The following is a 24,322-nucleotide window of genomic DNA, read 5'->3' on the forward strand; positions in this document are numbered from 1 at the left end:
CGCCCTGGCCGACGACCGGGGACCGCACTGACGGTTCTCGCCGCCGATGCTTGCGCGCGCGGACAGAACCGACCAGGAAACTGACCGGCAATCGACCTTGCTGGTCCCGGCCGTGCGCCGGACCGGAGTTGCCCGCTCGATTCCTGGCTACCTGCCCGTACGAACCGGAGGATGCGGCCTGGGCGGCAGCGACGTTGCTCCGAAGAACGCAAGGATCTGGGAGGAATCGGTCAATGAGCATCCCCGACAGGGCCCTGCTGGACTGGGTCGAGGAGGCCTCGGAGGAGCGCGGCCTGCACTTCGCCGGTCCGGGTGACTCCTGGGAGTTCCACAGCTACGCCGAACTCGCCGACAGGGTGCTGCGCACGGCCGAGGCGCTGCGCGCCGCCGGCGCGCAGGACGGCGACGTGGTGGCGGTCGTGCAGCGCTGCAGCCCCGGCTTCGTGGCGACGTTCTTCGGCGCCATCGCGGCCGGCTGCACGCCGTGCTCGATCGCGCCGCCGTTCGCCTTCCAGCGCGGCGGCGAGTACGCCGAGCACGCGCGGGCCCTCTTCGACACCGCGCAGCCCCGGGTGATCGTCTGCGACGAGGAGTCGCAGAACTCCGTGCGCACCGTCACCGAAGGACTCGACCTGCCCGAGCCGGTGGTCTTCGACACGTTCATCGCCGAGGTCGAGCCCGCCCCGAAACCGTACCCCCCGGCCGAGTTCGCGCTGCTGCAGTTCACCTCCGGCTCCAGCGGCCGCTCCCGCGGCGTCCTGGTGAGCCACGAGGCGCTGACCAACGACGTGAACGCCATGCACCGTTGGCTGGAGTGGTTCCCTGAGTACTCCGGCGCCTCCTGGCTGCCGGTGCACCACGACATGGGCCTGATCGGCTGCATGGTCAACTTCGTGACGATGAGCTGCGACGGCTGGATGATGCAGCCGGAGGACTTCATCCGCTCCCCGCTGCGCTACCTGCGCTGCATCAGCGACAACAAGGTCGGCCTGACCGCCATGCCCAACTTCGGCCTGGCGTACATCCTGCACCGGGTGAAGCCCGCCCAGCTGGAGGGCCTGGACTTCTCGTCCTTCCGCTCGCTGATCCTCGGCGCGGAGCGGATCGACCCGCAGGTGCTGGAAGGCTTCGAGGCGCTGCTCGGCCCGCACGGCTTCGACCGGCGCGCGCTGCTGCCCGCGTACGGCGGCGCGGAGGCCACCCTGGCCGTCACCGGCCTGCCGATCGGCGAGGGCTGGAGCGAGGTCACCCTGGAAGGCGACCAGGCCGGGCGCTTCGTCGGCTGCGGCCGCCCGCTGCGCGGCGTCCGGGTCACGGTGGTCGACGACGAGGGCACCGAAGTGCCGGACCGCGTCGTCGGCGAGGTGCTGGTGAGCGGGAACACCCTCGGCACCCGCTACCAGGGCGCCGCCGGAACGGCCTCCGGCACGGTGCTGGACGGCGGGGTGCTGCACACCGGCGACGCCGGCTTCCTGCACGACGGCCAGCTCTACGTGGTCGGCCGCCTCGGCGACGGCGTCAAGGTCCGCGGCAAGATGGTCTTCGCCGAGAGCCTGGAGGCCCGCCTGCACGGACTCGGCATCCCCCAACGGCGGGTGGCCGTCCTGCTCGGGCACCTCGAGGACCGCGCGACCGGCGTGGTCGTCCTGGAGAAGCCGGACCCGCAGTGGCAGGCCGCCGCGCACACGGTGCTCTCCGAAGCCCTGGGCACCGAGGCCGACCTGCTCGCCGTCGAGGTGCCGCGCGGCGGCCTCGCCGTCACCTCCAGCGGCAAGCCGCGCCGCCGGGTGATGTGGGCCGCGCTGACCGCCGGCGAGCTGGGCGGCGACATCCGGAGCCTGACACCGGCCTGACCGGCCGACCCCGGAAGCGCCGCCCCGCCACGTCAGGCCACCGAGCCGGCAGGCAGGCGCTTCCGGGACCGGACGGTCACCACCAGCGTGCGCGCCAGGAGCATCGCGCCGAACGAGATGGCCAGGAAGCCGAACCCGGTCTCGATGCCCTGGTTCTGCCCGACCTTGTAGAAGGCCGTCCGGGACACCAGCAGGCCCGCCCAGACCAGCAGGGCGTACAGGCCGCCCCTGAACACGGTGTGCCCGGCGGCGTCCCGGCCCACCGGGAGCAGCGCGCCGTAGGCCACGCCCAGCACCAGACCCACCCCGGTGATCGCGGCGCCGAGCCCGATCGAGGCGCCGCTCCTGTCGTGATCGATCAGGTCGTCCTGGAGAGCTCCGACCACGATCGGAATCACCGGAAGCAGCCACGGGACAAGAGTCAACCTCTGATCCCTGAACTCGCGGACAAGTCCGAGCACCAGAACGGCAGCGGTCAGAATTTCGACCATGTTGTCTTTCACGGGGAAATCCCATCGTGTGTGAGGCGCCCGCGTCAGCACCGGTGCCGTGAGCACGGCGCGGCCTCGTCAGAACGGCGCAGAGGCACCCTACTGCAGCCCCCGCCGGTGGAATAGGGACGCCTCTCGGACGTCTCTCGGGCGTTTCTCGGACGCCTTCCGGGCGCCACTCGGACGTCAATCGGGCGTCTCCCGGGCGCCATTCGGCGTTCTATCGGGTGCCTATCGGGTGCCTATCGGGCGCCTCCGCAGAACCGAATTCCCCGGCTGGAGACCGTTACACCCGATCGGCAGCTGGAATGCAATTTCGATTGCCGGGCACTTGCCTGGCCGGGCCGCGCGGCAGCCGGAAGCATGGCCGACGCGGGCCGGCCGGACGGCCCTGCAGTCCCCATCCCCCCGGCGATCCCGGCCGGTCCGTGCCGGACGTCGCCCGCGGACCGTGCGACCGCAACCCGCCCCGGTTGGAGATCACCCAGTGCCTGCCCACGACTCACCGCTGGAAGCGGTCCTTCCGCTCGCGCCCCTGCAGGAGGGGCTGTTCTTCCACTCGCTGCTCGGCAACGGCATCGACGAGTACGTCAGCCAGGCCGCACTGCGCCTCGACGGCCCGCTCGACCGGGACCGCCTGCGCGCCGCCTGCCAGGCCGTGGTCCGCCGGCACGCCGCGCTGCGCACCTCCTTCCAGCAGCGGAAGAACGGGCAGACCGTCCAGCTGGTGCACCGCAAGGCCGCCGCGCCGATCACCGAACTCGACCTGGCCGGCGGCCTCGACCTGCCCGACGGACTCGACCTGCCCGACCGGACGGGCACGGAGCCGGCCGCTGGGACGGACGCCGAACTGGTCCGCCACCTCACCGAGGAGCGGCTGCGCGGCTTCGACCTGGGCGCCCCGCCGCTGATCCGCTTCTCGATCGTCCGGACCGCCCCCGAGTCGCACGTCCTGCTACTGACGCATCATCACATCCTGCTCGACGGATGGTCGTTGTCGATCGTGCTGCGCGACCTGGTGGCGATCTACGCGGCCGGCGGCGACGACACCGCCCTGCCGAAGACCGTCCCGGCCACCGGCTACCTGGCCTGGCTGGCCAAGCGCGACACCAAGCTGTCCGGGCAGGCGTGGCAGCAGGCCTTCGCCGGACTCGAGTCGCCCACCCTGACCGGCCCCGAGCACACCGGCGCCACCGAGGAGCTCCCCGACCTGGTCACCACCGAGCTCTCCGCCGAGCTCACCGCCGCCGTCCGGGACGCCGCCCGTGCCCGCGGTCTGACCCTCAACACTGTCGCCCAGACCGCCTGGGCGCTCGCCCTCGCCTCGCTGACCGGGAAGACCGACGTCGTCTTCGGGCAGACCGTCTCGGTGCGCTCCGCCGCGGCCCCGCGGGTCGAGGAGATGGTCGGACTGCTCATCAACTCGGTTCCGGTACGCGTGCGCCTGGACCCGGCCGAGCCGCTGCGCACCCTCCTGGACCGGGTGCAGCGCGAGCAGACCGCGCTCACCGACCACCACCACCTCCCGCTGCCCGAGATCCAGCGGACCGCCGGGCACGGCACCCTCTTCGACACCTTCCTGGCCCTCGCCGACCCGGGCAGCGGCGACGGCGCCGACCGGGGCAGCGGCGACGGCGGGACCGCGCGGCCGCCGGCCGGCCTGCGGATCTCCCCGCTCGCCGACGACCTGGTCGCCGCCGACCCGAACGGCGCCCGCGGCTCCACCCACTACCCGCTCAGCCTGGTGGTCGTCCCCGGCGACCGGCTGATCCTCGAACTCTCCCACCGCCGTGAGGTGTTCGACGCCGACACGGCCCGCGGCGTACTGCGTCGGCTGGAGTCCGCGCTCACCGCCCTGGCCACCGCCCCGGACACCCCGGTGGTCGCCCTCGACCTGCTCGACGACACCGCCCGGGCCGCCCTGCCCGTCCCCGGCGTCCCGGCCCGCGGACCCGCGCCCGAGACCACCCTGCCCGCCCTGTTCGAGGCCCAGGTCGACCGGGCACCGGACGCCGTCGCGCTCTCCGACCGGCACCGCGCGCTCAGCTACCGGGACGCCAACGCGGCCGCCAACAGGATCGCCCGCGCCCTGATCGCGCGCGGCATCGGCCCCGAGTCCGTGGTCGCCGTCCTGCTGCCGCACGACGCCGAGCTGGTCGTCGCGCTGCTCGGCGTGCTGAAGTCCGGCGCCGCCTACCTGCCGATCGACCCGGCGCTCCCGGCGGAACGGGTCGCCTTCATGCTCGAGGACGCCCGGCCCGCCGCGGTGCTCACCGACCGCGCCCCCGGCCACCTCCCGGCCGAGCCGCTGCGGCCCGCCAACCGGCTGCCCGCCGACCTGCCACCTGCCAACCGGCGGCCCGCCGACCTGCGGCCCGCCGATCTACTGGCCGAGCCGCACCCGGACGGGAACGTCACCGACGCCGAGCGGGTGCGCCCGCTGCGCCCAGGCAACGGCGCCTACCTGATCTACACCTCCGGCTCCACCGGCCGCCCCAAGGGCGTCCAGGTCGAGCACCGCTCCGTCGGCGTCTACCTGGAGTTCGCCCGGCACACCTACCCGGGGCTGGCCGAGACCGCGATCGTGCAGTCGCCGATCTCCTTCGACTTCACCGTCACCGGCGTCTGGGGCGGCCTCACCGCAGGCGGCCGGGTGCACCTGGCCGAACTCACCGATCCCGCGCCGACCGGCCTCGGCCCGGCCGCCTTCGCCAAGGTGACGCCCAGCCAGATGCCGCTGCTCGCCGACACCCACGCCTGGCTCTCGCCCACCCGTGACCTGGTGGTCGGCGGGGAGCAGCTGTCCGGCGCGATGCTGCGCGCCTGGCGGGCCGGCAACCCGACCGCCACCGCCGTCAACGAGTACGGCCCGACCGAGGCCACCGTCGGCTGCATGGAGTTCCGCAGCGGGCCCGACGACGAGATCGCCATCGGCGCCGTCCCGATCGGCAAGGCGATCCCGGGCGCCGCGATGCACGTCCTCGACACCTGGCTGCGCCCCGTCCCGGTCGGCGTGCCGGGCGAGGTCTACATCGCCGGGCCGAGCCTGGCCCGCGGCTACGTCCGCCGACCCAGCGTGACCGCCGAACGCTTCGTCGCCAACCCCTTCGGCGCGCCCGGCGAGCGGATGTACCGCACCGGCGACGTCGCCCAGTGGGGCGCCGACGGCGAACTCGTCTACCTCGGCCGCGCCGACGACCAGGTCAAGATCCGCGGCCAGCGGGTCGAGCCCGCCGAGATCGAGGCGGAACTCTGCCGGCACCCGGCGGTGCGGCACTGCGTGGTCGTCGTCCAGAGCGGCCCGCAGGCCGACCGGCTGGTCGCCTACCTCGTCCTGGACGGCACGCCCGAGGCCGAGGAACTGCGCGAGCACGTCGCCTCCCGGCTGCCCGCCGCCATGGTGCCGGACGCCTTCGTCCCGGTACCGGAGATCCCGCTCACGCCCAACGGCAAGCTCGACCGGGCCGCGCTGCCGCCCGTCCCCGACCAGGGCGAGGGCCGCGCCACCGGCCGACCGCCCCGCAGCCGGATCGAGAAACTGCTGGTCAAGCTGTTCGGCGAGGTGCTGAACCGCGACGTGCGCTCCGTCCACGACGGCTTCTTCGAGCTCGGCGGCGACTCGATCACCTCCCTGCAACTGGTCGCCAAGGCGCGCGGCGCGGGCCTCGAACTCACCGCCAAGCAGGTCTTCGAACACCGTACGGCGGCCGCGCTCGCCACCCTGTCCGGCCCGGCCGCCGGAACGGCGGCCCCGGTCGTCCACGACGACGGCACAGGCGACTTCCCGGCGCCGCCCATCGTCCACCGGCTGCGCGAACTCGGCGGCCCCGTCGACTCGTTCAACCAGTCCACGCTGCTCGCCGTGCCGGCCGGGCTCGGCCTGGAGCAGCTGACCGGCGCCGTGCAGGCGCTCCTCGACCGGCACGGCGCGCTGCGCATGCGGCTGACCGAGGACTGGTCGCTGTCCGTCCCGCCGGTCGGCTCGCCCGTCGCCTCCGACGGCGTCCGCCGGGTCGACGTCACCGGGCTCGACCCCGACGCCCTGGCCGCGGCCGTCACCGAGCACGCGGAGGAAGCCGCCCGCCGGCTGGACCCGCGCGCCGGAAACCTGCTCCAGGCGGTCTGGTTCGACGCCGGCACCGCCTCCGGCCGCCTGCTCGTCGTCGTCCACCACCTGGCCGTGGACGCCGTCTCCTGGCGCGTCCTGCTGCCCGACCTGCACGCCGCCTGGCTGGCCGCCGGCACCGGCGAACCCGCTCGGCTCGACCCCGTGCCGACCTCCCTGCGGCGCTGGTACGACACCCTCGCCGACGCCGCCGCACGCCCCCACGTCGCAGCCCAGGTGGAGCACTGGCGGCGCACCCTCGCCGAGGCCGGTCCGCAGCTCACCGACCGCGCCGCCGACCCGGCCCGCGACGTGCACGGCACCGCCCGGAGCCTGACCGTCGAACTCACCCCCGCCGAGACCGAAGCCCTGCTCACCACCCTGCCCACCGCCTTCCGGGCCGGCCCCGACGAGGTCCTGCTGACCGCCCTGGCGCTCGCTGCCACCCGCTCGCGCGGCACCGGCGGACTGCTGGTCGACCTCGAGGGCCACGGCCGCCGGGAGCTCGACGGCCTGGACCTCACCCGGACGGTCGGCTGGCTCACCACCCTGCACCCCGTCCTGCTCACCCCGGGCACCTCTGCACTGGACGACGGCGCAGTTGCCCGCGCCCTCAAGCTCGTCAAGGAGCAGCTGCGCGGCGTGCCCGACCACGGCCTCGGCTACGGCCTGCTGCGCTACCTGGACGAGCAGGGCCGCGCCGCCCTCGGCGCCCTCCCCCACCCGCAGCTCGCCTTCAACTACCTCGGCCGGTTCACCGCCGGCGGCCCCGAAGCGGACTGGCGCCCGGCCGGCGAGAGCGCCGCCCCGCCCGTCCACCCCGACCAGCCGATGGCCCACCCGCTGGAGGTCAACGCGGTGGCCGAGGACGGCGGCAACGGCCTGCGGCTGACCGCCACCTGGACCTGGGCCCCCGGCCTGCTCGCCGAGCACGAGGTCCGGACCCTCGCCGAGGAGTGGACGGCCGCGCTGCGCGCCCTGGCCGCCTTCGCCGGCCGGCCCGCGGCCCACGGGCTCACCCCCTCCGACGTACCGCTGGTCCGGATCACCCAGGACGAGCTGGACGCCCTCGCCCAGGACGGCCCGGTCGCCGACGTCCTCCCGCTCACCCCCACCCAGCAGGGCCTGCTGTTCCACGCCCGCTACGAACACGGCGCCCCCGACCCGCACACCGTCCAGACCGTTCTCGAACTCGACGGCGAGCTGGACGCGGCCCGGATGCGCACCGCCTTCCAGGCCCTGGTGCGGCGTCACGAGGCCCTGCGCGCCCGGTTCGGCCTGCTGCCCTCCGGCGAGCCCGTCCAGGTCCTGGACCAGCGCGCCCAGGCGCCCTGGCGCGAACTCGACCTGCGCCGCGCCGACGAGGCCCGGCAGCGGGAGGCGCTCGCCGACGAACGGTGCGAACCGTTCGACCCGGCCCGCTCCCCGCTGGTCCGCGGCCTGCTGGTGCGCCTCGGCAAGCGCCGCCACCTGCTGGCGCTGACGATCCACCACATCCTGGTCGACGGCCGGTCCAGCGCGATCCTGCTCCGCGACCTGGCCCACCTGTACCGCCACCGCGGCGACGACGCGGGCCTGCCCGACACCGTCCCGTACCGCCGGCACTTCGACTGGCTGCAACGGCAGGACAGCGAGGCCTCCCGCGCCGCCTGGCAGAAGGCCCTGTCCGGGGCCGAACCGACCCTGCTGGCACCCGACAGCGACACCGCGCGGGTCCACGCCCAGCCACTGCGGCGCACCGCCGAACTCCCCGAGGAGACCACCGAGGCGCTCCGCCGGGCCGCCCGCGACCACGGCGTCACCCTCAACACCGTCGTCCAGGCGGCCTGGGCGCTCACCCTGCACCGGCTCACCGGGGCCCGCCGGCCCGTCTTCGGCGCCACCGGGTCGATCCGCACGCCGGAACTGCCCGGCCACGAGGACCTCGTCGGCCTGCTCATCAACACCGCACCCGTCCGGGTACGGCTCGACCCGGACGCCGGACTGGACGCCCTGCTCCGGGACCTCCACCGGGAACAGACCGAACTGGCCCCGCACCGGTACCTGTCGCTCGGCGAGATCCTGCGCGCCGCCGGGCAGCGCGAACTCTTCGACAGCTGCCTGGTGTTCGAGAACTACGCGGCCGCCGAGGCGGTCGGGCCGGAGGGCTCGGCGGCGGTCGGACCGGCGGGCTCAGCAGGCTCGGAGGCGGTCGGACCGGCGGGCTCGGCAGGCTCGGAGGGCCCGTCAGGGCGTTCCTCCGGCGGCCTCCGGATCACCGACACGTACGGCCAGGACCCGTACCACTACCCGGTCCGGCTGACCGTCACCCCGGAGCAGCGGCTGCACCTCGCGCTCAGCCACCGGCCCGAGCTGGTCCCGACCGCGCTCGCCGAGCGGGCCGGCGAACTGCTGGTCGCACTGCTCCACGCGATCGCGCAGCGGCCCGCGGCGAAGGTCGGCGAGCTGCTGCCGGACTCCGACGCCCTGCGAGCCGCCCGGGACACCCTGGCAGTGCTGGCGGCCGAGGCCATCGGCGCTGCCTCCGGCACGTCCGGCACGTCCGGCACGTCCGGCACGTCCGGCACGTCCGGCACGTCCGGCTCGTCCGGCTCGTCCGGCTCGTCCACGGCGCCGGAACCCCTCGGCACCGAACCCCTGGACGTGGACGACGACTTCTTCGCCCGCGGCGGCGACTCACTCGCGGCGCTGCGCCTGTCCGGCCGGATCGAGGCCACGTTCGGCCGCCCGGTCGACATCCGCACGATCTTCCAGCAGCGCACCCCGCGCCGGCTGGCCGCACTGTGCGTCCCGACCGCCTCCTCCGCATCCCCCACCTCCCCCGGCTTCACTGACCCCGACGCCCGCTGATCGCGCCCCCAGAACCCGACAAGACCCACCGAGCACCCCGCGACGAAAGGCACGAGTCATGCAGAACCCGTTCGACAACCCGGACGGCACGTTCCTGGTGCTGCGCAACGAGGAGGGACAGCACTCCCTCTGGCCGTCGTTCGCCGAGGTCCCGGCGGGCTGGACGGTGGCGCACGACAAGGCCGGGCGCCAGGAGTCCCTGGACTACATCGAACACAACTGGACCGACATCCGGCCGCAGAGCCTGGTCGCCGCCATGGAGTCCGAGCCGGCATGACGGACGACCGCAGCGGTGAAGCCGTGGTGGTGACCGGACTCGGCGCGGTCACCCCCCTCGGAGCGACGGTCAAGGACACTTGGTCGGCGCTGCTCGCCGGGCGCGGAGCCGTTGCGGCCCTGGACGAACCCTGGGCGGCCGAGCTCCCGGTCCGGATCGCGGCGCGGGCCGCGGCCGGACCCGGGGAGCTGCTGGACCGGGTGCTCGCCCGCCGGGTGGACCGGGTCGGCGCCTTCGGCCTCGCCGCCGTCCGCGAAGCCTGGGCGAACGCGGGCTACACCGGACCGGCCGGCACCCCCGACACCCCGGACCCGGAACGGGTCGCCGTGGTGCTCGGCACCGGCATCGGTGGCGTGCACACCGTCGTGAACAACCACGAGGAACTGCGCACCCGCGGGGCACGCCGGGTGTCGCCGCACGCCGTGGCGATGCTGATGGGCAACCACACCGCCGCACTGGCCGCCCTCGACGTCAACGCCCAGGCGCAGGCGTCGGCCCCGGCCACCGCCTGCGCGGCCGGCGCCGACGCCATCGCCACCGCGCTGGACCTGATCCGGCTCGGCCGCGCCGACGTCGTCGTGGCGGGCGGCGCAGACGCGGGCGTCCACCCGCTGGTCGCCGCCGCGTTCGCCGCCATGCGCGCACTCTCCGGCCGCCACGCCGAGCCGCACCGCGCCTCCCGGCCGTTCGACCGGGACCGGGACGGCTTCGTCCTCGGTGAGGGCGCGGGGGTCCTGGTGCTGGAGAGCGAGCGCCACGCCCGGGCCCGCGGGGCACACCGGTACTGCGTCCTCGCGGGCGCCGGCCTGGCCTCCGAGGCCCACCACCCCACCGGCCCGCGCCCGGACGGCCGCGGCCTGGCCGCCGCACTGCGCCGGGCCCTGGCCGACGCCCGGCTCGACCCGGCCGAGGTCCGGCACGTCCAGGCGCACGCCACCTCCACCCCGGCCGGCGACGCGGCCGAGGCCGCGGCGCTGCGCACGGTGTTCGGGCCGGGCGCCGTCCCGGTCTCGGCGATCAAGTCGATGACCGGCCACCTGCTGGGCGCCGCCGGCGGGCTCGCGGCGGTCGCGGCCGTCCTGTCCCTGTCCGACGGCGTCGTCCCGCCCACCGTCAACCTGGAGAACCCGGAGGAGGGCCTCGGACTGGACGTGGTCCGCGACACCCCGCGCGAACTGCCCGCCGGCCCCGCCGCCGTCCTCTGCAACGCCTCGGGCTTCGGCGGGCACAACATGTCGCTCGCCTTCGCCCGCTGAACCGCTTCCTCGTTTCCGTTCCGCTTCCGAAGCGCCGTACCGCCGTACCGCCGTACTTCCGTAGTGCCCTGTCGAAATCCACACCTGTGAGGTCGAGAACGTGCGACGCACCATGCTGAAGTCGAAGATCCACCGCGCCACCGTCACCCAGGCCGAGCTGCACTACGTCGGCTCGCTGACCCTGGACCCGGTCCTGATGGAGAACGCCGACCTGCTGCCCGGCGAGCTGGTCCACGTCGTCGACGTCGACAACGGCGCCCGCCTGGAGACCTACGTCATCGAGGGCGAGCGCGGCTCGGGCGTGGTCTGCATCAACGGTGCCGCGGCCCGCCTGGTCCACCCGGGCGACACCGTGATCATCATCGCCTACGCCTCGGTCGAGAACGACGAGGCCGCCGACCTCAAGCCGGCCGTCGTCTTCGTGGACAAGGCCAACGCGGTCGTGAAGGTCGGCGTCGACCCGGCGTCCTGACCGTCGACTCCCCCGGTGCCCGCCGCCTTGTGCGCGGCGGGCACCCGCCGTTCGCCCCCTCCAGGGCTCCTTCAAGCTCCAGGGCTCCTTCAAGCTCCAGCGCTCCTTCAAGACCCCTTCCGGGCCGTAACCCCTCAACCCGGTTACACCTATCCTGGCCCCATGACCGACGGGAACGACCGGAACCCCACCCCACCCGGGCTGGTCCTCACCACCCCCACAGGCAGCCGCTTCCCCTTCGACCCCGGCGCCCTCTGCCTCGAACTCCTCACCACCGGCGGCCCCGGCCCGTACGCCCGCTACGAGGTCCTGCACCAGCCGGCCGACCTCGCCGCCTGGCTCCCCCAGTCCCGCCTGCGGCTGCCCGCCGACGCCGTCCGGATCACCGCCCCCGAGCTCGCCGCCGCCCGCACCCTGCGCGACGCGCTCTGGCGCCTCACCGCCGCCCGCGCCCACGGCGAGCCGGGCCCGGCCGAGGACTACGCCGCGCTCAACCGGGCCGCCGAGCACCCCCCGCTGGTCCCCCGGATAGCCCCCGACGGCACCGCCGCCGCCCCACTGCCCGCCGACGGCGCCCAGCTGGTCTCCACCCTCGCCCGGGACGCCATCACCCTGCTCACCGGCCCGCACGCGGACCGGATCCGCGAGTGCGGCGCGCACAACTGCCGACTGATCTTCGTCGACACCTCACGGCCCGGCCGGCGCCGCTGGTGCTCGATGGAACGCTGCGGCAACCGCCACAAGGTCCGCGCCCTGCGCGCCCGCCGCGATACCGGGGCACCGCCCCCGCCGTTCCCCGCCCCGGCCGCCGCCTCCTCCTCCTTCCCCTCCCCCGCCGCCGGGCGTTCACCAGCTGATCGACCGTCTGAGAGCATGGGCTGATGCGACCGCTGTACTCCGTCCCCCTCGGCTTCGCCGCCGCCGGCGCCGCCTGCCTCGCCTACTCCGCCGGCTACGAGGTCCGGGCCTTCCGCCTCCGCCGGGTCGAGGTCCCCGTCCTCCCCCGCGGTGCCCGGCCCATCCGGATCCTTCAGGTGTCCGACATCCACATGGTGAGCGGCCAGGGCAAGAAGCAGCGCTGGCTGCAGAGCCTGGCCGGCCTGCGCCCCGACCTCGTGGTCAACACCGGCGACAACCTCTCCGACCCGCTCGGCGTCCCCGCCGCCCTCGACGCGCTCGGGCCGCTCATGGAGTTCCCCGGCGTCTACGTCTTCGGCTCCAACGACTACTACGGCCCGGCCCGCAAGAACCCGGCGCGCTACCTCCAGGCCATGCGCAGCGGCGTCCACGGCATGAACAACCCGGACGGCACCGCCAGCCGCGGTATCAGCGGCGCCGTCCACAACCCGTGGGAGAAGCTCCGCGACGGCTTCGACGCGGCCGGCTGGCTCAACCTCACCAACACCCGCGGCCGCCTCCCCGTGAACGGCCTCGACATCGAGTTCACCGGCCTCGACGACCCGCACATCCGCCGCGACCGCTACAGCGAGGTGACCGGCGGCCCCTCCGCCGACGCCGACCTCTCCCTCGCCGTCGTCCACGCGCCCTACCTGCGCGTCCTCGACGCCTTCACCGCCGACCGCTACCCGCTGATCCTGGCCGGCCACACCCACGGCGGCCAGCTCTGCATCCCCTTCTACGGCGCCCTCGTCACCAACTGCGACATCGACACCCGCCGTGTGAAGGGCCTCTCCACCCACACCGCCGGCGGCCACCGCTCCCACCTCCACGTCTCCGCCGGCTGCGGCACCAACCGCTACACCCCCGTCCGCTTCGCCTGCCCCCCCGAAGCCACCCTCCTCACCCTCACCCCGACCCCCCGCTGACCCCCACCGGACGCCCGCCCGAAACCGGATTTCGTGTCTCGGCGAGCGTCCGGTAGAGTTCTACTCGTTGCGACGGAGACAGAGCAACAAACCGCAGGACCGGGGTGTGGCGCAGCTTGGTAGCGCGCTTCGTTCGGGACGAAGAGGCCGTGGGTTCAAATCCCGCCACCCCGACCCAGTAAGACCAGCTCAGGGCCGGTCTCCCGTAAGGGAGACCGGCCCTGACTGGTTCTCAGGGACCGCTCTGGAGAAATCCTGGAGAAGATCTTGGAATTCTTCTCCAGAGCCGCCCCTACCCCCGGCCCCGCAGCAGCGCATCCAGGACTGCCACCGGCGACCCGGGGCTCATCGCGCGGCGGTTCTCCAGCGCCTCCTCCCACATCTCGGTGAGCGCGGCCATGAGCGTGCGCCGCATCCCCGGGGTGATGTGGTCGTAGCGAGACTGCACCGAGCCGTCCTCATGCCCCATCCGCTCGTCCATGAGCTTGGGCGGAGTGCCGACCTCCCGCATCAGGGTCTTGTGGGTGTGCCGCAGGCCGTGCGGAGTCAGCCCCGGTGCGATCGGTAGCCAGCACGCCTCCGCGCGACGCGAGGCACCACGGCCCCGCGCGGGAATCCCCGGCCACGGCTCGGCAACCACCGGGACCGGGTGCTCCTCGTGCTGTCCGCGCTTCGGGTACTTGCCGGTCGCGGCCGGCTGGAACAGCCACGTGGCGAAACCGGAGCGCCGCCAGTGTGCCGCTAGTTCCCCCGCCGCCGCGTTGCGGACATAACCGAGTTCGCTGATGGCCGCCTGGACCTTGAGCCGGGTCGGGTCCGCCACGGCGTGCGGGCGGTTCAGGACGTTGGACACAGTGCCGGTAGAGACGCCCGAGCGGCGGGCGACGTCGACCAACTTCGCCCCCGGACGGCTCGCGGAGCCATTGGCGGTGCCGTGACCAGTGAAGACGTAGGTCAGCCCGTGGCACTCGCATGGCTTCCGTGCGGTCCGGGTGATGTGGCCAGCCACCAAACCGGACAGCCAGTCGGGCGTGTCGATGTCCCGGTAGGAGTCGTCCTTGGGCGGGCAGCGGTGCAGCTCGCCCGTGTCCAGCTCATAGAGCTGCCATTCCACCCTGACGCTGCCGGGCCGGACGAACTCTGTCTCCAGTCCCACGACCTCACCCCACCGCATGCCCGTGAACCCCTTGAGCACCACGCCGACGAACTCGTCATCGCGGCCGGACAGCAGCGCGGCCCGCTCGGCGAGCAGCAGAATGCCGAGCGCCGTCGTCACGGCCTTCTCTGGGCCGCGGTTCCGCGAGCGGCCGGCGCGCTTTCCCCGACCCCGCCGTTTGGTCGCCGGGTTGGAGTCGCGCAGGCCCTCGTCAACGGCGTCAGCCAGGATCAAGTGCAGCGTCGCCCTCCACGTCTTCACGCTGGAAGCCGCGTACGGCACCGCGCGCTCGCGCTTCTCCCACGCCGCGATGTCCGTGCTCAGGATGTCCACAATGGCGAAGTCCTCGAAGGCGGGGAGCAAGTGCTCCTCAATGTGCCGCCGGTAGTTCTGCATCGTGGACGCCGCCAAGTCCTGCGCCTCGTACCAGCGGCTCACGTAGGCGCCGAACGTGATCCGCTCCGGGTCCACCTTCTTCAGGCCCGCCAACAGCTTCGCCTCTTCGGCGTCCGCAGCCTTCTTCGCCGCTGCTTTGGTGCGGAAGCGAATAGCCTCGCCCTGGGCGTCGCGCACGGTGGCGTACTTGCCTGGCGCGACCTTGTACCGGCCTCGCCAGTAGCCACCGAGGTTCTCGCCGTAACCCAACTTGTGCTCCTCACAACGGATGTGCCGCCCGGCCAACGCCGGGCGGCACATGGAGATCAGGCTGCGCTCGCCTGTGACTGTCTGCGCTGAACCCGGCGCGGGGTCCGGGCCGTGAGCCTGGTGACGGACGGCGCCGCTGCAGGCGCTTGGCGGCGCGCTAGTGGTGGAGCCGAGGCCATGGCGCCGCTTCCCTCGGTGGGGCGGCTCTCGAAGATGCTGACGATCTCGGCGACTTGATCGGCGGTGAAGCGGTAAGCGCGGCCCGGCTTCGTGTACGGGATTCGCCCCTTCCGAGCCTGGTCCTTCACCCACCACTCCGACATACCGAGCGTTTTGGCGACATCGGACGGCCGGAAGAGGATGGGCAGGTCGCTCCGAGTCTGGTTCAAGGTCGCCCCTCTCTCGATGATCGGTGCATTTGGCGCGCGAGCGGGCACCCCCGCCCCCGTGTCTCCAGGTGCCGCTACCGCCGCTACTCCGCTACCCCGCTGGTCAGAGGGGGTGTGGAGGTAGCGGATGTGGTAGCGGTAGCGGATAGGGCGGATCAACCGACGGTGGTGAGGTCGGCTTGGGATTCGCGGGCGGGGGTCGGGCCGGTAGCCGCTACCGCTACCTCTCCCGCTACCGGGAAGAGGGTCCTGACCTGCGCGGTAGCGGCGGTAGCGGCGGTAGCGGCGGTAGCGGCGGTAGCGGATTCCTCGGGCACGGGCGGGCAGTAGCGCAGCCACGCGTCGGTGAGGTCCTCGGCGTAGTAGCCCTTGAGGACCTTCTTCGGGCCGGTCTTGATGTTGCGGGGACGGATCGGCTTGCCGGCGGCGGTGACGTACTCGCCGAGCATCTGGGACAGCGCGCGGGTGGTGAACGCCCGGCCGTCGATGTCGGCCCACGGCGCGTCGTCCAGCTCGTTGAGCTTCTCCACGAGGGTGCTGCTGAGCATGCGTTCGGCGCCGTCGAAGATGGTTCGCAGGTCGGTCAGCAGCCGGATCCCGAGGGATCCGCTGTCGTCGTCCTGGGCGGCTTTGACCATCGTGACGCAGGCGGCGCGGGCGCGCTTGGGCCAGTGCCCGCCGGCGGCGTCGGCGACGGCGAGCAGGGGTTCCCAGACGTCGGCGGGGCGGTCGGAGACGCCCTCGGGGATCTCGGGCCACGCGCCGTCGACCTGGTCGCGCACCGAATCGGCCCAGGCCGCGAGGCGGTCTCGAAGGGCGTGGCCCTCGGGCTCGTGGATGCGCTGGCGGAACGGCTCAACCCGCTCGTTGGGGGCCCGGCGGCGCATCCGGATGACAATGGAGCGGCCCATGATCGTGTCGGGCAGATCGCCGAGGCCGGCGAGGGCGAGGGCGGCGTAGACGGGGAACTTGACCACCTTGTGGTTGTCGCCCTCGCGGACGCTGCGGGTGACGCCACCAGTGCGGCGGTAGCCGGAGTTGATGAGGCCGCGCAGGTCTTCGGCTCCGGCAGCCTTGGGGCCGAAGACGGTGTCGACCTCGTCCCACAGGATCGTGGGGCGGCCGTCGGCATCGCCGGAGATGGAGCGGAACAGCGCGCTGGCGCTGATGTCATTGGTGACCAGCGGGTTGGGCGTGAGGGTCTGGGCGATTTCCAGGACCCGGGTCTTGCCGCTCTGGGGCTCCGGGGAGAGGAGAGCCAGGCGGGGGGTGGTCTCGAAGCAGTCCATGAAGTGGGTGTGGGCGCCCCACAGCACCAGCGCGACGTAGGCGGCCTCGCTGGGGAGGATGTTGAAGCGGCGGTGGTGCCGCTCGACCTCGTCGAGCAGGGCGGCACCGTCCTCGGTCGTGGTGGTGACGGGCGGGGTGGGATCGGTCATGCTGGGGTCTCCGGTCTGTAGGGCTGGATGGGAGCGGGCCGCGGTCTTTGCTGAGAGGGCGGCCCGCTTCGGCATGCTCGGTTAGGTCCGGTGGGCAGGGGCGTAGCGGTTGGGCAGGCGTTCGGGAGGGCGGGGGCCGGAGAAGCGCTTCTCCGGCCCCGCGCGGCACTTGGTGGGCTGTTAGGCGACAGGTCGGAGGGCGCCAGCGCCTCGGGCGAGGCCGCGGCGGATGGTGTGCTCGCACTCGGTCCGGGTGAGGCCGGTGGCCATTCCGGCGTCCAGGAGCGTGTCGAAGGCGAGGGCCTCGTCGAGGACACCGGTGGGTAGGTGGCGGCCGAGGGCGGCGGCGGAGGCGAACAGCCGCTTGGCCCGGCCCGGGTAGGTCTGGGCGCGCACGGTGGCGGCCTCGCGGTCGAGGGCCGCTTGCACGTAGGCGTCCTGCTTGTGGATCCGCTCCCGCAGCCCGGCCGCGTCCACAACCGGCACGGCCTGTGCAGGTGGCGGGGTGAGCAGGGCGAGTAGTTCAGCCGGACAGGGGGCGATCGTGGTCGGGTTGGTGCCGGGGGCGAAGGCGTAGTGCCCGGCGTGGCCGAGGGAGCCGGGGCCGACGAGGTAGCCGGCGGGGCCGCGCACGTCGATCCCGGGAGCGACCATGTGCGCGGAGTTGGGGAAGACGGCATCGATCGGTGCGGCCAGCCACAGGTGCAGGCCCCCGGTGGGGGTGGCGACGGTGGCCGTTGCCGGGACGGTGAAGCCGTGTTCGGCGGCGAGGCGGTCGAGGTCGGCGACGCCGTCAAGGCCGTTCTTCCGGTCGAGGTCGAGGCCGATGAGGTGGTTCGGGGCCCGGCCGCAGGCGATGCCGTAGCCGGTGGCCCACCGCGCGGCGTGGAACATGGCGTCGAGCTGCTGGTGGTCGGTGGTGGCGTCGTGGACGCCGTGCCCGAACCGGCCGCAGGCGGCGCGGCACTGGTCGCGCTCGGGGCCGGGCGGGTGCGGGCTCGGGATCGCGGGCTTCTTGGAGCGGGCGAGGGGGAAGACGTGCAGGCCGCGTTCGACGGCGAAGTGCGCGGCGGAGTAGGCGCGGTCCCAGTTGGCCAAGGACTCCTCCTGATCGGGTGGTTGGGCGAGCTGCCCGCCCGCGACGGGGGCTAGAGCGGGCGGGTCGCTGGCGGGGCTGTGCTGATGTTCGGCGCAGACCTTGTGCGCGGGTCTGCGCTGTTCGTCCCTGAGCGGGGTGGGGCGACCGCACCAGCGGCACGGGCGGTCGCCGGTGCGGTCGTAGTGGCGGGCGTCGTGCCAGTCGAGGAAGGCGCCCGCCATCGGTCAGTCCCCGGCGGCGATGTCGCGGTGGGCGCCGGTGAGCAGGTTGGTCAGGGGGCGGGTGGTGCCGTCGGTGTGGCGCCAGATCTCCCCGCCGGGCGCGGAGGCGGTGCGGGAGTAGAAGCGCCAGCCCTCCAGGACAAGCAGGGCGAGTCGCTGGGCGTGGTCGAGGCGGGTGCCGAGGTAGGCGATGGCGGGCTCCAGCACGCCCGGGGCGGCCGGCAGGGGGTACAGGCGCCAGGCCATCCGGCCGATGCGGCCCTTGTCGTCGGCCCGGCCGGGGCGCTTGATCAGGAGGTAGCTGGTACCGCAGTAGGTGACCTCGTAGGTCTGGGGGGCGGTGCGGGTCAGGGTGATCTCGGGCAAGCGGGCCTCCGGGCAATCGGGCGATCGGGGATCGGGGGATCGGGCTGTCCGTCCCCCGCACCAGCCGGACCACCGCCGCTGGCTGCGGCGGTGGTCCGGCTGGTGCGGCCGGTCGGGCAGAACGTCCGGGTGCGACTAGAACGGCGGCTCCGTCGAGTAGCCCGCGGTCCGGTCGGTGCGGTCGAGGCGGCGGGCAATCCAGTGCGGGACAGGCAGCAGGCGGCGGGTGCGGTCGGGGTCCCAGCAGGTGCAGTGGATGTACTCGGTGCCGGCGTACTCGCCGGTGTCGTAGTCGCCGTAGTGCTCGGCCCAGCCGCCGGCGCCCTTGCAGCAGGGGCAGCGCGGGTTGGGGGTGTCGGCCAGGTGGATCGCGGGTCGGGGCCAGGGGGCGTACTGCAGACGCAGGCGGGACATGCGGGTTCCTCCAGGTCAGCGGTTGCGATTGGAGACGGTGACGTTCACGTTCACGGCGCCCTGCCCGCCCCCACTGCCGGAGCCGCGGGTCTTGGCGAGGCAGTAGGCGCCGGCGCCGATGGCGGCGAGTCCGCCGAGGCTGCTGCCGGCGGCGGCCACGGCCTGGAGGGCGTAGCCGATGCCGAGTCCGGCGGCGCCGAGGCCGATGCCACCGGCGGCGAGCCGGGCGGGCCAGGGGTCGCGGGCGGGCGGCGCGGCCGGGGTGCCGCCCGGGATGACGACGGTGGGCTGGTACGGCATGGCCGGGTAGGCGTAGGTGGGGGCGGGCTGCGGCGGGGCCTGGTAGACGGCGGGTGGGGCGGCGAGGGGGGCGGTGGCGTACAGGGGTTGGCCCTCGGCGGTGTAGAGCACCGGGGCGGGCTGCGGATACGGGTTGTGGTCCACGGTGCTTCTCCCGTCGGGGTTCGTTCAGAGGCGGGTGGTCAGTGGCCGGAGACGATCCGGGTGAGCGCGGTGAGGAAGGTGTTCACCGGGTCGGCGAGTCCGGTGGAGGCGACGGTGAAGCCGCTGAGCCAGAGCACGGCGGCGGTGGGCAGGGAGACGCGCCGGCCCCTGATGAGGACGGCGGAGAGGATCGCGAAGACGACGGTGATGCTGAGCGAGACGATCACGGCGGGGCCTTCCGGGAGCTGTCGGCGGGTGTGGGGACCCGCCCCGGGCAGGTGCCCGGGGCGGGGTGGTACGCCTGTCGTGCGGCCTGTCGCCTGTCCTGTCGCGGGCCTGTCCTGTCGCCTGTCCTGTCGCCTGTCGTCCGCAGGTCAGAGGAGGGATGCAGGCCGCGCGACAGACGAATGACACCCTTTGCCGGGGGTGGCGACAGGCGACAGGACAGGGGTGGGCTCACGCCCCGGGCGCGTGGTCGCGGTGGACATAGCGGGCCTTGCTGCCTTCACCGACGCGCACCGCTTCGCCCGACTCGGCCCAGGCCTTGAGCCATCCGGCGATGGCCTGGCGGCGGGTGCCGAACTGGGGCTGCAACACCTTCTCCATGGCGGAGGCGCCGGTGCCGTCGGGGCCGGCGTCGCGCAGCAGCGCGAGTGCGGCGTCCTTCGCGTCCGGGGTATCGGGTGCGACCTCCTCGCGGCCGGTGGTCCACGTGGAGGGGTCGGCCCAGTCGGTGCCGTCCGGGGTGGGGGCGTCCTTGGTGGCGGAGGGCAGCAGCCAGATCGATTCCAGCTCGTCGTCCGGGTCGGCGGGCTTGTCCCACCCGGCGGTGACCTTCCAGTCCCGGGCCGGGTTCTTGCCGCCGCGCACCGTTCCGATCAGGCCGTCCGATGCCGGACCTGTCGGAGCACTCGGCGCGGTTCCGGCGGGGACGGGCTCGGTGGTGGCCCAGAGGTGGCCGCAGCGTTCCATGGTCCAGCGGTCGGTGTAGTCGGTGCCCGCGGCCTCCAGGGAGGGGGCGTCGAGGTTGGGGCGGCGGCGGGCGGTGAGCGCGCTGATCTCCTCGATCATGTCGGGGGTGATGCGCGGCTGGCGGGCCTTGGCGGGCTGCTTGCCCTCGGTGCCGACCAGTACCGACCCGGGCCCGGAGAACGAGTCCTCGGCCCGTAGCGCGCGCCACCCGAAGAGGTGCCCGAGTTCGGAGTCCTCCAGGGCGCCGGTGGCGAGGCGGTTGGAGGCCATCTTGCGGACGAGCGGGTCGGGCATGACGTCCTGGGTGACGCGCAGGACGGAGAGCACGGCGCGGATGGCCATGGCGCGGGCGATGCGGACGACTTCGGAGATCCCGGCGAGCACGGCGCGGGCTTCGCGGGTGGCGGCGGCTTCGGCGCCCTCGTCGGTGATGATGACGATCTCGGGGATCTTCGGGGAGACCGGGAGCTTGTCGTCGTTGGCGTCGCGCATGGCGTCCTGGTAGGCGACCTTGCGGGCCTTGGCGATGCGGACGGCGGCGGCCAGCATGCGCTTGGCCTCCTCCACGGTGGAGGCGACCCAGTCCACGCCCGGCACGGGGATGTCCACCCCGGCCCACCGGGAGCCTTCGCGTCCGATCTGGGCGTCTCGCCAGGCGTTGAGCCAGGGCAGGCCGATGGAGCCGCCGTTGAGGTCGATCACCCACACCAGCACGTCGTTCGTCTGGTTCAGCCTCGCGATCAGGCTGTGCAGCCAGTTGGTCTTGCCGGTGCCGGTGGGGCCGGTGACGATCGTGGAGGCCTGCCGCAGGTCCATCTCCGCTCGCGCGCCGTCGGACAGCAGCGCGACCGGGATCGGGTTGTTGACCGTGGTGGTCTCCTCCATCTCCTCGACGGGGAAGAGGAGTTGGTCGGTGAGGACCTTGGTGGTGACCTGGATGAGGACGCGCCTGCGGGAGATGCCGGGCATGACCTGGAGGCCGCAGCCGTCGGGCAGGTCGAGGTCCGTTCCCAGACCCTCGGCCCGGTCCGCGATGGCGCGGCGGGTGGTCCCGCCCTCGGGCAGTTCCAGTTCGAGGGTGTATCCGGCGCCGGAGGGCCAGTGCTCGATGCCGAGCACGGTGACCTCGACGTTGCAGACCCGCTTGATGCGGTCGGTCCAGGCGGCGGCGAGCTGTCGGCGGGCGCCGATCAGCAGCAGGTGCGCGCGCTTGGCCTGCTCTACCTCCTCGTGGGCGGCGAACGCGGCGCCGAGGGTGCCGGCCGCGATCCCGGCGACGGCCAGCGATCCCAGCTCGGGCCACTGCCACGGGCCGCCGTGGGCGAGCGCCCACGACGACCAGCCGCCGGCGGCCATCCAGCACGTGCCGCGGAACGCCAGGGTGGCGCCGGTCAGGCGCTTGCGCAGGCCTGCGCCGATGGTGCCGAGGGCGCCGGCGGCGCCGGCGGCGAGCGCCCATCCGGCGGGCATGTCGGTGGCGTGGCCGAGCGCGGTCGTGGACAGGGCGCCGGCGGTGGCGTTGAGGGTGCCGGTCAGCAGACCGTGCCCGGCGTTCCAGTCCAGACGCGGGCCGTTCTGGTTCTTGGTGTTCTTGGTCATGGTGCGGTCTCCAGCCGGGAAAGGGGGCCGGGCCGTCCACAGGGTGTGGACGGCCCGGCTGGGGGTGTGGGTGCTGGGGATGCGACGGTGGGTCAGACGTTCCACTTCCGCTCGGCCTCCAGGCCGTTGCGCGGGTTCTCGTGGCGCTCCAGGTCCTCGGCGTGGGCCTGCCGGAAGGTCGGGGCGACCTCCTCCAGCGCGGTGACGACGCGGCCCATGGCCTGGTAGCCCTGGCTGATCTCCTCGACCACGACCGGGTCCAGCGGCAGCTGTTCGGCGGCCTTCTCGGCGAGGACCCGCAGGACCTCCTGGAGGGTGCCGTAGGCGACGGGCAGCTCGTCGGCGAACGCCCCGAACTCGATCATCGTCTCGGGGTCGAAGGTGGTCGCGGCCTGGAGGAGGACGTCGGCGGCGGAGGTGAGGCTGAACGTGGCGGCGGTGCCGTCGATGGGCGTGGTCACGGGGTTCTCCTTCACGGTGGGCTTGCCGAGGGTGATCGGTTCGACAGCAGGGGTGGTGTCGGGGCGGCAGGGGCGGCCGAAGAGCTCGAACACGGGGCTGTCGGCGCCGGCCGGGTCGGTGCCGGGGGTGGGGCGGCCGGGGATGTTGACGGTCTCGGCGGGGACCGGCACACCTGCCGCCCCGGTGGTGGGGTCGGTGGTGGGGTCGCCGTGGCCGAGGATCGCGGCGTCCCGGGCCTCGCGCACCGTGCGGGCTCGGGCGGCCATGCGCTGCCAGATCCGGCGCATGTGGCCGGCGACCTTGCCTTTGTGGCGCCAGTTGCCGACCAGGGCCGAGCCGAGGCCGACCAGGCCGGTCGCGAGCGCGGCGCCGCCCATCCGGGCACGGTGGCGCGCGGCCGAGCGCTTCAGCGCCTTGGCCTGCACCGGGGTGATCTGCCCCCGCCCGGCGGCGGGGCTTTTCGGCCGGGCACCGGCTCCGGTGGCCGGGTCGATCCCGGCGGCCTGCAGGGCCTTGGTCTGGCCCTTGGCGACGCGGCGGGCGGTGCGTTCGGCGACCCGGGCCAGGCGCTGATCCCGCGCCGCGGCTCGCTGCCCGGCCCGCTCCGGGGTGCGGTCCTGGACACCGGGCAGGCGGGCGGCGGCCCGGGCGAGGGTGCGGACAGCAGCGGACGGCCGGTAGTGCCCGCTACCCCGGCCGGCCGGCTCGGGCCGCCCGGCCTGCCGGGGGGCGCTGTCGGACCGGGCGGTGCGGGTGTTGTGCTGGGCGGCGGGGGGCATGGTTCCGGCCGTTCGCGGCATGCCGGATCGTCCCTTCAGGTCGGTGGTGTGGTGGGACGGGACAGTCGACACGGCCCCGCGGCCAGCCGGACCAGACCCGGGCCGGCTGGAGGTGCCAGTGCCGGGTGCGGAACGGGCCTGCCCCACGCCGGAGTTGGTCGCGGGGCTCCGGCCGCCGGTGCCGGTGGTCGGGGCGAAGAGGCCACCCCCGCCCGCCGTCCGGCGCGCGGGAGCGCCCGCGTGGGCAGGGATGCGGGGGTTGGAGGTGTGGCGGTGGCGGGTGCCCTTGCGGGCCAGGCCACCGAGGGCGGCGGCACCGGCGGCGGCACCGACCACGGCGAGCGTGGCGGCGCCCCCGCCGAGGGACGCGGCGCCGGCACCGACGGTGCCGACAGCGTTGGCAACGGCCACCGCCAGCGGGACACCCGGCATCGCACCCGACCGCGGCGCGGCCGGCGGGGGTGGGGTCTTCGGGGCGGGCGGTGGCTGGTTCTGGGGCGCGGGAACGACCTCGACCAGCGTCGAGGCGACCGGTTCGGACATGATGGACACTCCGGTTCTCTGCGGAGGACGGAGAGCCCGGAACCGCCGACAGCTTGCAGGCGAGGCGGCGGTTCCGGGCCGTTACGGCTGGTCAGAGTCGGTAGGGCTCCAGCGAGAAGAACAGGACGTTCGCGCGGGCCATGTCGGGCCTCTGCTGGGTCAGCCACTCCCGGATGTCCAGGTAGGCGCGCTCGCGGTTGCTGCCGGGGGCGACGGTCAGGGTGCCGTTGTGGGTGACGACGGCGTAGCCGTTGGGCACCTGGTACTGCAGGGTGATCAGCCAGGTGTGGGTGGGCTCGGCGGCCAGGACGGCGGTGGTGGTGTCGGACACGGTTCCTCCGGTGGTCAGTGGGTCTGCTGGATGAGGGAGCCGAGCAGCTCGGGGCGGTTGGTGGCGCCGAGCGAGCGGCCGGCGGCGGTGAAGAGGTGCCACCAGTGGGCGGTGCCGTCGTCGTTGCTGGTGTGGGCGCAGGTGAAGCCGTGGAGGGGGAAGACGTCCACGACGCGGGTCTGCTCGAACTCCGGTTGCGGGGCCGGGATGCGGTCGGTGCTCATCGGGTTCTCCCTCGGGTCAGACACCCCATGTCGTTGGGTGTCAAGCGGCAATGGGTTGGGCGTGGTGTGACCAGGCGGTCGCCTCGTCGTAGAGGGTGCGGGTCTTGAG

19 protein-coding genes and 1 tRNA gene are annotated in these 24,322 nt (G+C 73.7%); 8 read left to right on the top strand and 12 right to left on the bottom strand.

The window, feature by feature from the left end; genetic code table 11:
* Positions 1 to 233: 233 nt before the first annotated feature.
* Positions 234 to 1,853, top strand: a complete 1,620-nt coding sequence (locus tag ACZ51D_RS30680) for an AMP-binding protein (RefSeq protein WP_465664038.1) — start codon at positions 234 to 236, stop codon at positions 1,851 to 1,853.
* Between the two features lie 32 nt (positions 1,854 to 1,885).
* Here ACZ51D_RS30680 and ACZ51D_RS30685 read toward each other — a convergent pair whose 3' ends face one another.
* Complete coding sequence (locus ACZ51D_RS30685) at positions 1,886 to 2,278, bottom strand: hypothetical protein (protein WP_465664039.1); 393 nt, start codon at positions 2,276 to 2,278, stop codon at positions 1,886 to 1,888.
* A 553-nt stretch (positions 2,279 to 2,831) separates the two neighbouring features.
* On the opposite strand from ACZ51D_RS30685, the gene ACZ51D_RS30690 reads away from it, so the two are divergent.
* The 7 genes from ACZ51D_RS30690 to ACZ51D_RS30720 all read left to right on the top strand — a co-directional run bounded on the left by ACZ51D_RS30690 (position 2,832) and on the right by ACZ51D_RS30720 (position 13,304).
* Positions 2,832 to 9,299: an amino acid adenylation domain-containing protein gene (locus ACZ51D_RS30690; protein WP_465664041.1), complete on the top strand. Its 6,468-nt coding sequence runs from the start codon at positions 2,832 to 2,834 to the stop codon at positions 9,297 to 9,299.
* A 58-nt stretch (positions 9,300 to 9,357) separates the two neighbouring features.
* Positions 9,358 to 9,576, top strand: coding sequence for an MbtH family protein (locus ACZ51D_RS30695; protein WP_465622739.1), 219 nt, complete (start codon positions 9,358 to 9,360; stop codon positions 9,574 to 9,576).
* Positions 9,573 to 10,832, top strand: a complete 1,260-nt coding sequence (locus ACZ51D_RS30700) for a beta-ketoacyl-[acyl-carrier-protein] synthase family protein (RefSeq protein WP_465664043.1) — start codon at positions 9,573 to 9,575, stop codon at positions 10,830 to 10,832. The genes ACZ51D_RS30695 and ACZ51D_RS30700 overlap by 4 nt, the downstream gene beginning before the upstream one ends.
* A 100-nt stretch (positions 10,833 to 10,932) precedes the next feature.
* Positions 10,933 to 11,304: an aspartate 1-decarboxylase gene (gene panD, locus ACZ51D_RS30705; RefSeq protein WP_189913070.1), complete on the top strand. Its 372-nt coding sequence runs from the start codon at positions 10,933 to 10,935 to the stop codon at positions 11,302 to 11,304.
* Between the two features lie 162 nt (positions 11,305 to 11,466).
* Entirely contained in the window at positions 11,467 to 12,186 is a 720-nt protein-coding gene (locus ACZ51D_RS30710) for a CGNR zinc finger domain-containing protein (RefSeq protein ID WP_465664044.1), read from the top strand.
* Positions 12,186 to 13,130, top strand: a complete 945-nt coding sequence (locus ACZ51D_RS30715) for a metallophosphoesterase (RefSeq protein ID WP_465622745.1) — start codon at positions 12,186 to 12,188, stop codon at positions 13,128 to 13,130. The genes ACZ51D_RS30710 and ACZ51D_RS30715 overlap by 1 nt, the downstream gene beginning before the upstream one ends.
* A gap of 100 nt (positions 13,131 to 13,230) precedes the next feature.
* Positions 13,231 to 13,304 (top strand) — tRNA-Pro (locus ACZ51D_RS30720).
* A gap of 118 nt (positions 13,305 to 13,422) precedes the next feature.
* On the opposite strand, the gene ACZ51D_RS30725 is transcribed toward ACZ51D_RS30720, so the two are convergent.
* The 11 genes from ACZ51D_RS30725 to ACZ51D_RS30775 all read right to left on the bottom strand — a co-directional run bounded on the left by ACZ51D_RS30725 (position 13,423) and on the right by ACZ51D_RS30775 (position 24,213).
* Positions 13,423 to 14,931, bottom strand: a complete 1,509-nt coding sequence (locus ACZ51D_RS30725; protein WP_465664046.1) for a LacI family DNA-binding transcriptional regulator — start codon at positions 14,929 to 14,931, stop codon at positions 13,423 to 13,425.
* Between the two features lie 544 nt (positions 14,932 to 15,475).
* A complete protein-coding gene (locus tag ACZ51D_RS30730) occupies positions 15,476 to 16,759 on the bottom strand; it encodes a DUF3631 domain-containing protein (protein ID WP_465664047.1) in 1,284 nt (427 codons plus the stop codon).
* 180 nt (positions 16,760 to 16,939) lie between these two features.
* Positions 16,940 to 18,079 (bottom strand): bifunctional DNA primase/polymerase, encoded by a 1,140-nt coding sequence (locus tag ACZ51D_RS30735; RefSeq protein ID WP_465664049.1) that lies wholly within the window; start codon positions 18,077 to 18,079, stop codon positions 16,940 to 16,942.
* Between the two features lie 3 nt (positions 18,080 to 18,082).
* Positions 18,083 to 18,445, bottom strand: a complete 363-nt coding sequence (locus ACZ51D_RS30740; RefSeq protein WP_465664050.1) for a hypothetical protein — start codon at positions 18,443 to 18,445, stop codon at positions 18,083 to 18,085.
* A gap of 135 nt (positions 18,446 to 18,580) precedes the next feature.
* On the bottom strand, positions 18,581 to 18,859 hold the full coding sequence (locus ACZ51D_RS30745; protein ID WP_465664051.1) for a hypothetical protein: 279 nt from the start codon (positions 18,857 to 18,859) through the stop codon (positions 18,581 to 18,583).
* Between the two features lie 15 nt (positions 18,860 to 18,874).
* A complete protein-coding gene (locus tag ACZ51D_RS30750) occupies positions 18,875 to 19,303 on the bottom strand; it encodes a hypothetical protein (protein WP_465664052.1) in 429 nt (142 codons plus the stop codon).
* 38 nt (positions 19,304 to 19,341) lie between these two features.
* Positions 19,342 to 19,530, bottom strand: a complete 189-nt coding sequence (locus tag ACZ51D_RS30755) for a hypothetical protein (RefSeq protein WP_465664054.1) — start codon at positions 19,528 to 19,530, stop codon at positions 19,342 to 19,344.
* A gap of 229 nt (positions 19,531 to 19,759) precedes the next feature.
* Complete coding sequence (locus ACZ51D_RS30760; protein WP_465664056.1) at positions 19,760 to 21,874, bottom strand: hypothetical protein; 2,115 nt, start codon at positions 21,872 to 21,874, stop codon at positions 19,760 to 19,762.
* Between the two features lie 92 nt (positions 21,875 to 21,966).
* Positions 21,967 to 23,658: a hypothetical protein gene (locus ACZ51D_RS30765; RefSeq protein ID WP_465664057.1), complete on the bottom strand. Its 1,692-nt coding sequence runs from the start codon at positions 23,656 to 23,658 to the stop codon at positions 21,967 to 21,969.
* A 91-nt stretch (positions 23,659 to 23,749) separates the two neighbouring features.
* Positions 23,750 to 23,989 carry a hypothetical protein gene (locus ACZ51D_RS30770; RefSeq protein ID WP_465664058.1) on the bottom strand — a complete coding sequence of 80 codons (240 nt, stop codon included), beginning with the start codon at positions 23,987 to 23,989 and terminating at the stop codon, positions 23,750 to 23,752.
* A 14-nt stretch (positions 23,990 to 24,003) separates the two neighbouring features.
* On the bottom strand, positions 24,004 to 24,213 hold the full coding sequence (locus ACZ51D_RS30775; RefSeq protein WP_465664059.1) for a hypothetical protein: 210 nt from the start codon (positions 24,211 to 24,213) through the stop codon (positions 24,004 to 24,006).
* Positions 24,214 to 24,322 lie beyond the last annotated feature (109 nt).

The sequence above is a fragment of the Kitasatospora sp. NPDC033851 genome, from assembly GCF_055576085.1.

Excerpts from the sequence above, each read along its gene's own strand:
- ACZ51D_RS30680 (WP_465664038.1), top strand. The coding sequence starts at position 234 with ATGAGCATCCCCGACAGGGCCCTGCTGGACTGGGTCGAGGAGGCCTCG.
- ACZ51D_RS30695 (WP_465622739.1), top strand. The coding sequence starts at position 9,358 with ATGCAGAACCCGTTCGACAACCCGGACGGCACGTTCCTGGTGCTGCGC.
- ACZ51D_RS30700 (WP_465664043.1), top strand. The coding sequence starts at position 9,573 with ATGACGGACGACCGCAGCGGTGAAGCCGTGGTGGTGACCGGACTCGGC.
- ACZ51D_RS30710 (WP_465664044.1), top strand. The coding sequence starts at position 11,467 with ATGACCGACGGGAACGACCGGAACCCCACCCCACCCGGGCTGGTCCTC.
- ACZ51D_RS30715 (WP_465622745.1), top strand. The coding sequence starts at position 12,186 with ATGCGACCGCTGTACTCCGTCCCCCTCGGCTTCGCCGCCGCCGGCGCC.
- ACZ51D_RS30730 (WP_465664047.1), bottom strand. The coding sequence starts at position 16,759 with ATGACCGATCCCACCCCGCCCGTCACCACCACGACCGAGGACGGTGCC.
- ACZ51D_RS30735 (WP_465664049.1), bottom strand. The coding sequence starts at position 18,079 with ATGGCGGGCGCCTTCCTCGACTGGCACGACGCCCGCCACTACGACCGC.
- ACZ51D_RS30745 (WP_465664051.1), bottom strand. The coding sequence starts at position 18,859 with ATGTCCCGCCTGCGTCTGCAGTACGCCCCCTGGCCCCGACCCGCGATC.
- ACZ51D_RS30760 (WP_465664056.1), bottom strand. The coding sequence starts at position 21,874 with ATGACCAAGAACACCAAGAACCAGAACGGCCCGCGTCTGGACTGGAAC.
- ACZ51D_RS30765 (WP_465664057.1), bottom strand. The coding sequence starts at position 23,658 with ATGTCCGAACCGGTCGCCTCGACGCTGGTCGAGGTCGTTCCCGCGCCC.
- ACZ51D_RS30775 (WP_465664059.1), bottom strand. The coding sequence starts at position 24,213 with ATGAGCACCGACCGCATCCCGGCCCCGCAACCGGAGTTCGAGCAGACC.